Origin of the sequence: Vibrio sp. Vb0598, assembly GCF_033338935.1 — a bacterium.
Taxonomy (GTDB): Bacteria; Pseudomonadota; Gammaproteobacteria; order Enterobacterales; family Vibrionaceae; genus Vibrio; species Vibrio alginolyticus.
Map to the genome: position 1 here is coordinate 155089 of NZ_JAWOTP010000010.1, position 13039 is coordinate 168127.

The 13039-nt window shown below is 44.8% G+C and carries 11 protein-coding genes; 8 read left to right on the forward strand and 3 right to left on the reverse strand.

What is annotated here, in order from left to right:
- The first annotated feature begins 125 nt into the window (after nt 1-125).
- The 7 genes from R7Q38_RS12540 to R7Q38_RS12570 all read left to right on the forward strand — a co-directional run bounded on the left by R7Q38_RS12540 (nt 126) and on the right by R7Q38_RS12570 (nt 7637).
- A complete protein-coding gene (locus tag R7Q38_RS12540) occupies nt 126-1433 on the forward strand; it encodes an isochorismate synthase MenF (RefSeq protein WP_033906881.1) in 1308 nt (435 codons plus the stop codon).
- Nucleotides 1430-3148 (forward strand): 2-succinyl-5-enolpyruvyl-6-hydroxy-3-cyclohexene-1-carboxylic-acid synthase, encoded by a 1719-nt coding sequence (gene menD / locus R7Q38_RS12545; protein WP_318114245.1) that lies wholly within the window; start codon nt 1430-1432, stop codon nt 3146-3148. The genes R7Q38_RS12540 and menD overlap by 4 nt, the downstream gene beginning before the upstream one ends.
- Entirely contained in the window at nt 3135-3962 is an 828-nt protein-coding gene (menH, locus tag R7Q38_RS12550) for a 2-succinyl-6-hydroxy-2,4-cyclohexadiene-1-carboxylate synthase (protein ID WP_239939161.1), read from the forward strand. Before menD ends, menH begins: the two co-directional genes overlap by 14 nt.
- Entirely contained in the window at nt 3955-4821 is an 867-nt protein-coding gene (gene menB / locus R7Q38_RS12555) for a 1,4-dihydroxy-2-naphthoyl-CoA synthase (RefSeq protein WP_005382318.1), read from the forward strand. Before menH ends, menB begins: the two co-directional genes overlap by 8 nt.
- Before the next feature lie 125 nt (nt 4822-4946).
- Nucleotides 4947-5936, forward strand: coding sequence for an o-succinylbenzoate synthase (gene menC, locus R7Q38_RS12560; RefSeq protein ID WP_138939404.1), 990 nt, complete (start codon nt 4947-4949; stop codon nt 5934-5936).
- Nucleotides 5921-7348: an o-succinylbenzoate--CoA ligase gene (gene menE / locus R7Q38_RS12565; RefSeq protein ID WP_239939160.1), complete on the forward strand. Its 1428-nt coding sequence runs from the start codon at nt 5921-5923 to the stop codon at nt 7346-7348. Before menC ends, menE begins: the two co-directional genes overlap by 16 nt.
- A gap of 100 nt (nt 7349-7448) precedes the next feature.
- On the forward strand, nt 7449-7637 hold the full coding sequence (locus R7Q38_RS12570; protein ID WP_017634658.1) for a hypothetical protein: 189 nt from the start codon (nt 7449-7451) through the stop codon (nt 7635-7637).
- Here R7Q38_RS12570 and R7Q38_RS12575 read toward each other — a convergent pair.
- The 3 genes from R7Q38_RS12575 to R7Q38_RS12585 all read right to left on the reverse strand — a co-directional run bounded on the left by R7Q38_RS12575 (nt 7634) and on the right by R7Q38_RS12585 (nt 11156).
- Nucleotides 7634-8563: a YeiH family protein gene (locus tag R7Q38_RS12575; protein WP_005384270.1), complete on the reverse strand. Its 930-nt coding sequence runs from the start codon at nt 8561-8563 to the stop codon at nt 7634-7636. The two genes, R7Q38_RS12570 and R7Q38_RS12575, sit on opposite strands and share 4 nt — an antisense overlap.
- Nucleotides 8564-8677: 114 nt before the next feature.
- Nucleotides 8678-10552 carry an MFS transporter gene (locus R7Q38_RS12580; RefSeq protein WP_318114246.1) on the reverse strand — a complete coding sequence of 625 codons (1875 nt, stop codon included), beginning with the start codon at nt 10550-10552 and terminating at the stop codon, nt 8678-8680.
- A 13-nt stretch (nt 10553-10565) separates the two neighbouring features.
- Nucleotides 10566-11156: a TetR/AcrR family transcriptional regulator gene (locus tag R7Q38_RS12585; protein WP_005382308.1), complete on the reverse strand. Its 591-nt coding sequence runs from the start codon at nt 11154-11156 to the stop codon at nt 10566-10568.
- A 392-nt stretch (nt 11157-11548) separates the two neighbouring features.
- On the opposite strand from R7Q38_RS12585, the gene R7Q38_RS12590 reads away from it, so the two are divergent.
- On the forward strand, nt 11549-12421 hold the full coding sequence (locus tag R7Q38_RS12590) for a Tim44 domain-containing protein (protein ID WP_154204731.1): 873 nt from the start codon (nt 11549-11551) through the stop codon (nt 12419-12421).
- Nucleotides 12422-13039: the final 618 nt, after the last annotated feature.

Below are 13039 nucleotides of genomic sequence, written 5' to 3' on the forward strand. Positions count from 1 at the left end.
GTTAAGTTTTGCTCGCTTGCTATCACAGGATTTTGCAAAAGATCGCATACGACCTTGATTTGCTTTGGGTCTAAACTTAGAGTAGCCGTCAGTTACCATTTATCCTCACATACAACGAGGTTGATTTGTCACAGTTCCATCAAGCCGTAAAGAGAATTATCGAGCGAGTTCAGCAATCGGAAGGCAATCAAACACGTCTGGTCGAGCCCCTTAGCGAGAAACCTAATTTCTCATTTATTGATTGGCTTGATGCACAACCACTTTTCCCTAAGTTTTATTGGCAGTCCCGCGATACACGTGAAGAGGTCGTTGCACTAGGGCAATTGCACGCTTTTGTTGAGCCAGGTCCTGCTTATACCATTCTAGGTGAAGGGCAAAGAGTCTGGGGCGGGCGCTCTTTTGATGGACAGCATGAGAAGAATCGTCGCTGTATGCCTTCTTTTTTCTTTTTGCCTCAAATTGAGTTAATTCGTTTTGACCAACAGTGGTCTCTCGCAGTTAATATTTCAGAAGACAAAGCGCGAACTCTAGCTGGGTTGAATAAACTGGTTTGTGAGGTCGCGACCTTAGCTCCAATTTCGTCTCACATCCGCTCTATTGTTCATACGCCAAGTCAGCCTCAATGGAATGAGTTAGTTCATAAGGTTCTGACTGGTATAGAGAATGATGATTTTAAGAAAGTGGTTTTAGCGCGTCGCTCTACCGTGCAGCTTGATAACACATTAAGTGCTGCACAGCTACTTAAAGCAAGTTACTTAAATAACCATCATAGCTTCCATTTCATGCTGAGCTTAGACAGTAAGCACAGTTTTATGGGGTCTACGCCAGAACGTTTGTATTCTCGCGTAGGGCATGAGCTACATACCGAAGCGTTAGCAGGTACGATTGGTCGGGGAGACAATGCCACTCAAGATATGGAGTTGGCGAATTGGTTATCCCAAGACCAAAAGAACCTCAACGAAAACCAGTATGTGGTGGACGACATCATTGACCGTCTATCACCGCATTCTGAAATGGTTGAAGTGGAAGCTGAACCGAGTTTGGTCAGACTACGAAAAGTGCAGCACCTTAAGCGAAATATTCACGCTAGTCTAAGAGCGGGGATAAATGGTGTTCAGTTGTTATCGGCGCTTCAGCCAACAGCGGCGGTTGCTGGCTTACCCCGACAAGAGTCCATGCAGTTTATTCTTGATAATGAGCCGTTTGCACGCGGCTGGTATGCAGGCTCTATGGGTTACATCAGCCATGAGCGTGCAGAGTTTTGTGTCGCAATCAGAAGTGCGCTTGTGCTCGGTGAGCAAGTACAACTGTTTGCGGGCGCAGGGATTGTTCCAGGCTCCATTGCAGAACATGAGTGGGCAGAACTTGATAAGAAAATGTCGACGTTACTTACGCTGATTTCTGATCATCCGCCATTGGGAGTCGCATCATGAGTCATGACCAAGCGGTGCTCAATCGAGTTTGGTCAGAAACCATATTGATTGAGCTTCAGCGATTTGGCGTTAAGCATGTTTGTATCGCTCCCGGATCTCGTTCTACGCCTTTAACTTTAGAAGCGGCAGAACAGTCCGACTTTTCCATTCATACTCATTTTGATGAGCGTGGATTGGGCTTTATGGCTCTTGGTTTAGCGAAAGCTACTCAGGAACCCGTGGCAATTATCGTTACCTCTGGTACGGCAGTGGCGAACTTATTACCGTCGGTTGCCGAAGCCAAACTTACTGGTGAAAAACTGGTGCTGCTGACAGCAGATCGTCCAGTAGAACTTGTCGGCTGTGGTGCAAACCAAGCGATAAATCAATTGGGTATTTTTTCACATCATGTTTCGGCCAGTTTGAATTTACCAAGCCCAAATTTAGCAACGTCGCTTAACTGGTTGCTGACCTCTGTTGACGAAGTGATGTTTACTCAGCAATTGCAGGGTAGTGCCGTTCATATTAATTGTGCATTTCCAGAGCCTTTGTATTCCAACGGCGCAAAAGCGGATTATCAAACCTACTTAGATTCGGTCGCCGGATGGCGAAAAGGAAGCGGCACTTATACTCAGCGTTTTAGCCATTTGTCACAGGCGAACATCCCGCCTTTTTCAGACAAAAAAGGCTTGGTTGTGATTGGCAGCTTACCGCTTGAACAAGCGAAGTCGGCGCAGGCATTTGCACAAAAGATGGGATGGCCAGTACTTGCAGACCCGCAAAGTGGTCTCAGTTCGGATTGGGCGTATTACGATGTATGGCTTCAACTTCCCGAGTTCGCAAACGAGCTTGAATCTTGTGAACTTATTATCCAATTTGGTAGCCGAATCATCTCCAAACGTTTGAACCAATGGATTGATAAACAAGTATCGAAAAATCAACAAAGTAAAGACGTTCAGTATTGGTATGTCTCACCTTGTATGGACCGGAATAACCAAAATCATCTGGCGCAAATGCACTGGGTTGAGCCTCCTGAAACGTGGGTTTCTCGCATTAGTTTTGAGAAGTCAATATTTGCTGGGTGGGCTGATAGGTTAGCGAATGACGTTAAGCGAGTTCATCAACGTATCGAAGAAGCCTTCCTATCTGATTCAGCGTCTGCCATTGACGAAATTGCGTTGGCAGCAGACATCAACGAGCGCACAAAGAACGTAGATGTTTTCTTGGGTAATAGCTTGTTTGTTCGGCTTGTTGATATGTACGGAAAATTGGATGGTGTAGAGGTTTTCACTAATCGAGGCGCATCAGGGATTGACGGTTTGTTTGCTGCGGCATCAGGCGTGCAACGGGCAAGAGGTAATCCGTTACTAATGTATATCGGTGACACAGCAGCACTTTATGATCTCAATTCTCTGGCGCTATTTTCTCACAATAAACTGCCGGCGGTACTTGTTGTTACTAATAATGACGGCGGTGCGATTTTTGATATGTTGCCAGTACCACCAGAGCGCAGGACGACATATTATCAAATGCCTCATGGTTATCAGTTTGAACACGCGGCAAAGCAGTTTGGTTTGGCGTATTTGCATGTTTCTACACTGGAGCAATTCCAATCATCTGTAAAAGAGCATTTATGTCACCGCCAAGGAACGTTGCTGGTCGAGGTTCAAACCCCACCTAATCAAGCTGCTGAGACACTCAAGGCATTTAATAAGAGTCTGAATGCTTTACTTTGAACGTTTCCCTGTATTAGAAAAACACCAAAGTAGAACGTTGCCCACTTTGGTGTTTTTGCATGGCTTGCTTGGTAGTGGTGAAGATTGGCAAGCGTGTATCAACGCGTTACCCGAGTATGAACGTGTTACGGTTGACCTCCCTGGTCATGGGCACAGCCAATCTATTTCTTGCAGCGATCTGAATGATTGCTGCAAACTTCTTGGTTCCACACTATCTTTATTATTTCCCTCACAACAACCACTTATTTTGATTGGTTACTCTATGGGCGGCCGCATTGCGATGCATGGTATTGCCCATCAATGCTTTCCAGATCTCAATATTGCGGGCGCGATTGTTGAAGGGGGAAACTTCGGGCTTCAAACTGAGTCAGAGAAACAGGTGAGATTAGAGAATGATGCTCGCTGGGCAATGCGTTTCAAAACTGAACCACTTGAACGTGTTTTGAACGATTGGTACCAACAAGCGGTGTTTTCTTCACTAAACCATGAGCAAAGACAAACATTCATTGCGAAGCGAAGTGATAATCTTGGCTCAGCGGTGGCGAATATGTTGATGGCGACATCGTTAGCCAAACAGGCATATTTGTTGCCCTCACTGCAAAAGCAGAACATACCAGTGTATTACTTGTGTGGTGAGAAAGACCAAAAATTTAGCGAACTGGCACAACATAGCGGGTTGGCGTATCGACAAGTTGAAGGCGCTGGTCATAACGTCCATCAAGAGCAGCCCAAACAGTTTGCGATACATACCAAGCAAATAATTCAGTCTCACTTTGGTGAGAGTAACGAGAACAATGGGAATCACCATGGCTAAAACAGTAGGCATTTCTGAAGAAGAACTTTACGCTCCGGTTCAATGGAAAGATTGCGGCGAGAAATACGAGGACATTCATTACCATAAGTCTGAAGATGGTATCGCGAAAATCACCATTGCGCGTCCTCAAGTGCGTAACGCGTTTCGTCCTCAAACGGTAAAAGAGATGATTGATGCGTTGGCAGATGCGCGTTACGACTCTGGTGTTGGCGTGATCATTCTGACAGGTCTAGGTGAAGACGCATTCTGTTCTGGCGGCGACCAGAAGATCCGTGGCGACTATGGCGGCTATAAAGATGACCAAGGTACGCATCACCTAAACGTATTGGACTTCCAACGCGATATTCGTACTTGTCCAAAACCAGTGATCGCATCGGTAGCGGGTTGGGCTGTTGGCGGTGGTCACGTTCTGCACATGATGTGTGACCTAACGATTGCAGCTGACAACGCTCAATTTGGTCAAACAGGCCCTAAAGTGGGTTCATTTGATGGCGGTTGGGGTGCATCTTACATGGCTCGCATCGTAGGCCAAAAGAAAGCTCGCGAAATTTGGTTCCTATGTCGTTTCTACAATGCTCAAGAAGCAGTAGACATGGGCCTAGTAAACACAGTTGTACCACTAGCGGATCTAGAGAAAGAAACCGTTCGTTGGTGTCGTGAAGTACTACAGCACAGCCCAATGGCATTGCGCTGCCTGAAAGCTGCATTAAACGCAGATTGTGATGGTCAAGCGGGTCTGCAAGAGCTAGCGGGTAACGCAACGATGATGTTCTACATGACTGATGAAGGCCAAGAAGGTCGTAACGCCTTTAACGAGAAGCGTCGCCCAGACTTTGATAAATTCCCTCGCAACCCATAATCCGTCTAAATGAGGAGCGTGTTAGCTCCTCTGTTCCTTTTTTCCTGAGCGCCTCGCCCTCTGGGAGGCTGGTGGGATTGCTCGTCAGAACGCTCAAATATACGGCATTACATAGGACTTGAATTATGCGTGAAGCGAAAATTTATCGTTATAGCTTGCCCATGGATAGTGGTGTCATCCTACGTGACAATAAGCTAACCGAACGTGTTGGTTATGTTGTTGCGCTTTCCGAAGATGGTAAAACAGGGCTTGGAGAAGTCGCTCCTCTTCCTGGTTTTAGCTTAGAGAGCACCGAAGATGCGGGTGTTCAGCTACAAGAACAGGCGGAGCGTTGGGTAGCAGAGTTGGATGTGGATTATGCCAATATGTACCCGTCGGTTGCGTTTGGTTTATCGATGGCACAGCTTGAATTAGCTGGTGGCTTACCACAACAAGGTAAATACCAAACAGCGCCACTATGCACTGGCGACCCAGATGAGCTCATTCCAAAGCTGAACGAAATGGAAGGTGAGAAAGTCGCTAAGGTGAAAGTTGGACTTTATGAGCCAATTCGCGATGGCATGCTTGTGAACCTTTTTCTTGAATCAATCCCTCAATTAACGCTTCGACTCGATGCCAATCGCGCTTGGACACCAGAAAAAGCGCAGCAGTTCGCTAAGTACATTGCCCCGTCTCTGCGTCAACGAATCACGTTTCTAGAAGAGCCGTGCCGCTCTCCTGGCGATAGTCTCTCTTTTGCGATTAATACTGGTATTGCTATCGCTTGGGATGAAACATTGCAAGATGCGGTTCGTCGTGAAGATTTCCGTCTTGAAGATCTAACTGGTGTGAAAACGATCATCATCAAACCCACACTCATTGGTTCAGTGGATTTTTGTATTACACTGATAGAGAAAGCGAAGTCACTGGGGATGAAAGCAGTGATTAGCTCGAGCATTGAATCCAGTCTCGGTTTAACTCAATTAGCGCGCTTTGCCCAATGGCAGCTGCCTGATGAAGTTCCAGGTTTGGATACGATTGGCTTATTCAAAGCTCAGCTAGAGCAGGGCTGGCCTAAGTGTGAACTTCCCGTACTTCCTCTAAAAGACCAGGAGATTGTGTGGCATTCTGCGTAGACAATATTGCGAAGGCACCATGGAAATATTGGGCTCAAACGAGCCCTTTTTCTATTGCACTCAAGACATCAACAGAAGTATTAAACTGGCAACAACTCTCGAAGCGTATTGACCAATACACTCACTATTTGAATGACTTGGGTGTAACTCGGGGGGATGTGCTGACTTTGGTTGGCAAGAACCGAGTAGAAACACTGTTGTTTTATCTTGCTTCCAAACAGTTAGGTGCGCTCGCTGCGCTGACCATGGAACAACCACTAGATAAGTTGCAGGGTAAGCTTGCTACACTTTACAGGCCTGATCAAACTCGGTTTATCTGGTTTTCTCAGGAGTGCGCTTCGACCTTTTCTGAACATGATATACAAAAACTCAAGGCAACATTGCTTTCACCGCCTGTAGTATCACAGCAAGAGAGTGATTCGTTGACTGAAGATAGCTATCATCATGACCGGCTAGCTTCAGTAGTATTTACTTCTGGCTCTACAGGGGAGCCTAAAGCTGTGGTCCATACACATCGACAGCATCTTGCGTCTGCAGAGGGCTTGTTGCAGGAGTTCATTTTCACTCAGCAAGATGCTTGGCTATTATCGCTTCCGCTGTATCACGTCTCTGGATTAGCGATTGTCTATCGTTGGCTATATGTCGGAGCAACACTAAAGGTCGGTTCAGGGAAACTTGTTGATGATGTTCAGGGCGTATCACACGCTTCTTTGGTTGCGACTCAGCTAAAACGGTTATTGGATGATGATGCACATTTGTCATTGACACATGTGCTACTGGGCGGCAGCCACGTTGATCACGAGTTGGCACTACGAGCAACAGGGCAAGGCATTGAGACATGGTTAGGTTATGGGATGACGGAGGCGGCCTCTACCGTTACCGCAAAGAGAATTGACTGCACCAGTAATGCTGGACATGTATTGAAGCACCGTAAGATAAAATTAGTTGACCAACGCATTTTTATTGGCGGTAAGACATTAGCGGCAGGGTATTTCCATCAAGGACATGTTACCCCATTCCTGGATGAGAAAGGCTGGTTTGACAGCAAGGATCTTGGCGAGTGGCAAGGTGATGAATTAAAGATAATCGGCCGTGCCGACAATCAGTTTATCTCTGGTGGTGAGAATATCCATTGTGAAGAGATTGAAGCCGCTTTGAACCAAATTGATGGTGTAGTGCAGAGTATAGTGGTTCCAGTCGAAGACGCGGAGTTTGGTCATAGACCAGTAGCTGTGATTCAGACCAATGGATTGCGCAGCAAGTCGGAGTATGACCAGCACTTGCAATCAAAGTTAGAGAAGTTTAAATGGCCAGTGGAATACCATGTAATGCCACAAACTCTACTAGAAGGTGGGATCAAAATTTCACGTAAGGCCGTGAAAGAGTGGCTACTGTCATCACTTCAGCATTAGTCAATTTTGCTATGTATTAGTCATAAAGAGAATTTCGTATCCTTATAACTCTGAATCATAATTATGCTTCTTCGTGGAGAGAAAATGCATAAGGTTCAGGATGGCAAAGCTAGTTTTAATTGCGGCAGTAGCACTACAAATTGGTATCGCGATAAGTAGTGAAGGGCTAGCCCGCTCTCTTGCAGAGCTAACGGCATTTTTGATCGCTATTGCGTTGGTCGTTATATACAAAAATAGCAAACGGGAAATACCGTCCCCTCAACGCGATAAGCAGACCACCAATATCTAAAACAGTAACCAACTTAGAGAAGTGGTCGAAATTAACACCCACAGAGTCACACCAAACAACAGTGGCTTAGCTCCAGCAGACTTTAGTTTTGAAATTGAAATGCTACAACCTATCAAGAACAGACATACAACCAACGCTTGCTTTGCTCCAATGAAAATGCCGTGATAGACCATTTCAAATTGAGGAAAGAAGTCGCTAAACGCGATAGCTGCACAGTACCAAAAAATGAAATAAGGGATAGCTAGTTTTTTCTTTCCATTCTCTTTTTGGCCTCTTGAAAAGATGACGGCACTGATCAAAGCAACAGGAATGATCCATAAAGCGCGCGCGAGTTTCAATGTTGTTGCCGTCGTTAGTGCTTCTTCCCCATAGGCCGAGGCAGCCCCGACAACAGAAGATGTGTCATGAATGGCAATCGCAGCCCATGTGCCAAACGTGTGTTGATCTAGCCCTAAAGCATGTCCAATCACAGGAAACACAAAGAGTGCAATGGAGTTCAGGACAAATACCGTTGCCAGTGCTAATCCAATCTGCTCGTCTTTCGCTTTAATCGCCGGTGCCACAGCAGCAATTGCGCTACCACCACAAATTGCAGTACCTGATGAGATTAAGTAAGCGGTTACTCGCTCCAATTTAATTACCCTGGCAATGAGAGTGCCCATGATCAGTGTGCCTGTAATAGTGGCGATGATCAGGCCGATACCATCCGATGTGACTGCAAGTGCTTGCTCAAAGTTGATGCCAAAGCCTAAGCCAATAATCGAGTAAGACAGCAGCTTTTTAGTAAAAGAAGCGATGGGCAGCTCGGAAGGCACAAAACCAAAACTTGCGAGTAGAAAACCGATAACTAGAGCAATAGGAGAGGAGGCAAGGGGGGTTAAACAAAAAAGTAACGCCAATCCAAACAGGAGGTAATTTCTATTCAAGGTTTTTATTCGCTGTTGTGAATGAAAGGGAGAGTATATCGCACTGGGTGTGGTCAGTTTGTCTTAATGATTTGAACACATGTTCAGTTATCCTAAACATGTGTTCAAGTGTATTTATCGCCAGTCGCCTCTGAGTTGATGCACTTTATCGAACATTGTTTTTGCCGTTGCCTCATTTGGTGGCACCGGTTGTCCTGCTTCAATTTCTAGCTTTGACCAAAATCGAGTCGGTAAGCCACAGCATGCGCGACCTTTTGCGCGGCTGAAATAGCTTCCCCATAAGCCTTTAAGTGCAACAGGTATGACGGGTACTGGGCTACGACGTAGAATGATATCAATACCGCGCATGAATTCATTCATTTCACCATCTGAAGTTAATCTTCCTTCAGGGAAAATACAGACGATATGACCTTCGCTTAGCGCGGCTTCCACATCGTTAAATGCACGTCTAATAGAGCTTCTGTTACTCGCTGAAATTGGAATTACCCCAGTTCGACGTAAAAAGCGCCTTAATGGAGGTAGGTTGGCGTAATCTTCCTCCATCACAAAACGAATCAACCTTGGGCATACTGCACTAAGTAGCAATGCATCCATGTAGCTTACATGATTACATACAATCAATGCCCCACCATGCTCGGGTAGGTTGTGTAGATTCTTATGCTTAACTCGATAGATGGTGTGCGTAAGCATCCACATGACAAAGCGAACTACAAAAATAGGAATTTGCAAAAAGATGTAAGCGGCAACTAAGAAATTTAAAATGGCTAACAATGCAAACAGCTGAGGAATTGTCATCTTGATTACACTTAGGCACACAATACCTAAGACAGCGCTGCCGACCATAAACAGAGAGTTAAAAATGTTGAGCCCTGCGATGACTTGAGCACGTTCGGTTTCCTTTGCTCGATGCTGCATTAATGCGTAAAGAGGCACAATAAACAAACCGCCCGAAGCGCCAATCATTAATAGGTAGAAAAATAATGGCCAAAAAGGCTCATATCTAAAGAAGTCTACAAAGTTATGGAAAACAGGTAGATCATTGGGAATGGAAGTGGCCATTAGGTACCCAAATACCGTAATGCCAAAGGCACCAATTGGCACAATACCGACTTCGATACGATGGTTTGAGATCCAATTGCAAAGTAGCGACCCTAGCGCGATACCAATGGAAAATAGAGCGAGCAAGAAAGACACCGCACTCTCGGTGCCATTTAGGTAAATCTTAGTGAAATTCGGGAATTGTGTTAGATATACGGCGCCTAAAAACCAAAACCAACTTATTGCCATTATGCATTGAAAAACAACTCGATCGGATTTGGCGATAGAGAGCGTGTGTTTGGTTTGCTTGTATGGTTGCCAACGAAAAGAGAGATTGGGAGCGCTGGCTGCAGCAAAGGGGATTGAGCGGCTCGACAAGTAGCCTAACAATGCGAAGATCACGACACAAAATGCGGCAAGGTATTTTGCGTTGTCTGCAGAGGCTATAATCCCAGCGCCTAAGGTGCCAATAAGGATGGCGATAAAGGTACCAGCTTCAACAAGAGCGTTGCCGGGCACTAACTCTTTAGCATTTAACTTTTGAGGCAAAAGGGCATATTTAACTGGGCCAAAAAATGCTGACTGTGTGCCCATTAAAAACAGTAGCAATAAAAGCACACCATAACTTTCGGTTATGAATCCGATGGCACCCAACAGCATGATGGCTATTTCAAATAGTTTGACCTTACGAATAAACCATGACTTTTCATATTTGTCGGCTAATACGCCAGCGGAAGCAGAGAACAGAAAGAACGGTAGAATGAACAAGCCTGCCGCAAGGTTGATGAACAAATTGCTCGAAATAGGCAGTGCACTGGAGCTCGCGAATGCGACAAACAACAGCAAAACGTTTTTAAAAATATTGTCGTTGAAAGCGCCAAAAAACTGAGTAATGAAATAGGGCAGGAACTTTCTCTGCGTAAGTAACGACGGCTGTCTGTCGGATGACATGGATAATCCTTTGCTACCAGTTCGTGAGATAGTTAGAAAGAAGATTACTGATCAACTCTTTGCCATCAATCGGTTCACTAGAGAAAAACTTATCATCAACACTGAGTAAAGTAATGCCATGTACGCCAGACCAAAGGACTCGACTCGCTTGAATCACTTCGGATTCAGTACGATGTGGTGCGATTTGAGCCAATAGTGACTCTAGCATTCCCGTCATACCATCGATACGTTTGGCATGCCATTCCGGAAGTTCTGCTCCATTCATGTTGTGTTCGAACACTAACTGCCAACGGTATGGGTGTTTTTGAGCAAAATCGTGGTAGCAATAAGCGAGTTCAAAAAGCGCTTGATGGGAGTCTTTGCTGTCATTAGTCGCTTTGCGTGCTTCTTGAGATAACTCATCTAAAGTTTGAGCGACAACATGAAGCAGTAGCAAATTATAATTACCAAAAACATTTACCAATGTGCTTGGCACGTAACCAATCATGTTAGCGATTTTACGAAGACTGAGTTCGTGGTAAGAATTCTCATCTAAAAAGTTTTTGACCGTTGTTAACGTCAAATTCACTAACTCTTCTCGGGTGTGATCGTTTCTGCGCGCCATACTCTCAAACTACTTTATTGAACATCGTTCAATATGATAGTCAGCTACCTATTAACCGTCAACAAGGCAATGTGTCCAAGTGCCCTCAAGGTGTAGGATTCTGAGCTGTGTCACTGATTCTAATTCAAGTAAAACAATCTGGAGTATTAGTGAACTTATTCCATACTTTTTTTACATTGATCAAGCGCCTTCAGCTGAATTGTAAGCAGTGTGAGCAGTCTGCATTTTTGGCAATATTCTGATACATGTCAGCTTCTATAAGCTATTTTCATCAATCGGTATACAGAGTATGATGACTTAAAAATCATCTTTGGCGTGCTACTGTTTGAAACAACGATTGTTTCGTCTTGAAAATGGGGCACTATCTTAGATAGCTAACTTTAAGGATAACGATGAAACGTTTATTTTCTATTGTTGCTTTATTGATGTTTACTGTTGCTGTAACGCCTATCGCGGAAGCGAAGAAGTTTGGTGGCAGTAAGTCTTTCGGTAAGAGCTACAAAACTGCACCAGCACCGAAACAACAGCAACAAAACACCAATACGGTCGGCAAAGATCAGACGACAAAGTCTTCAAGTAAGAAAGGCCTTATGGGTGGTCTGCTAGGCGGACTTCTTGCTGGTGGTCTACTTGCTGCATTCTTTGGCGGTGCTTTTGAAGGTATCCAGTTTATGGATATCCTAATTATTGGTTTGATTGCCTTTGTCATCTTTAAACTAATGCGCGGTATGCTAGGTGCGAAGCAGGGCAGTATGAACCAGCATCGTCAACAGCCTGCATTTGGTGGCAACGCATCTAAGTTTGAGCAACCAAACATGCAAAACTTTGAGCAACAACCAAACACAAATAATGGTGGCTTTGGTGGTTTTGGCGCTCAAACAGACGTACCACATAACTACCCACCGGGTTTTGACCAAGCAGCGTTCATTAATGGTTCTCGTGAACACTATCGAATCCTGCAAGGTGCGTGGAATCACAACCAGCTAGAAACTATTGAAGAATATGTTTCTCCAAGCTTGTTTGAAGACCTAAAAGCAGAGCGCGCGAAGCTCGACGGTGAGCAGCATACTGACGTAATGTACGTTGATGCGGAGATCGTCCGCGCTGATTACGATGCAAATAAAGCACAGCTTAGTCTGCAGTTTAGCGGTCGTTACCGTGACACAGTAGAAGGTGTTGAAGAAGAAATCGAAGATATCTGGCACCTAGAGCGTGACTTGACTGCGCCTAGTGCGCCATGGTTAATCGTTGGTATTCAAGGCTAGTCACCTTTAAACCAATTTAGTCACTAGTAAAAATCCCGCATCCCCTGCGGGATTTTTTGTATCTATCATTTATATTTCTTGTACGTGTTTTTATACAAACATCACTAATTGAGTCCGTTTGGTAATTTTGCGAGCCCACTTTTTCTAGTAAGTCCTCAAGTGTTTTCCTATTTATATTGAACATTCATATTAAGGCCATACGAACTAACAAAATCAAAATAGCTAGTACATTGTTTGTAGGGTAAAGATCTGCTCCTCAGCCTTTTGTTTGTGGAGTTTCACATGGGGTTGGTTGCTTTAGTGAGATTGAGTATAGGTTATACCAATCGTAGTAAATAACTGGTCATTCTAGCTTGTTAAAATACTCGATAACTGCGCCTTGTTCTCAAGCATTTTCCCTACGCTATTTCTGATCACTTATTTACTGTGATAGGTATTCAATCGAGCAGAGTTTCGGTTAGGAGTGAAAGGTTCGTTGTAGTAGGACTATGCTATCAAGATCCTGAAACGAAAAAAGCCAGCTCAATGAGCTGGCTTCTTCAATATGGTGGAGGGGGACGGATTCGAACCATCGAAGGCAGTGCCGGCAGATTTACAGTCTGCTCCCTTTGGCCACTC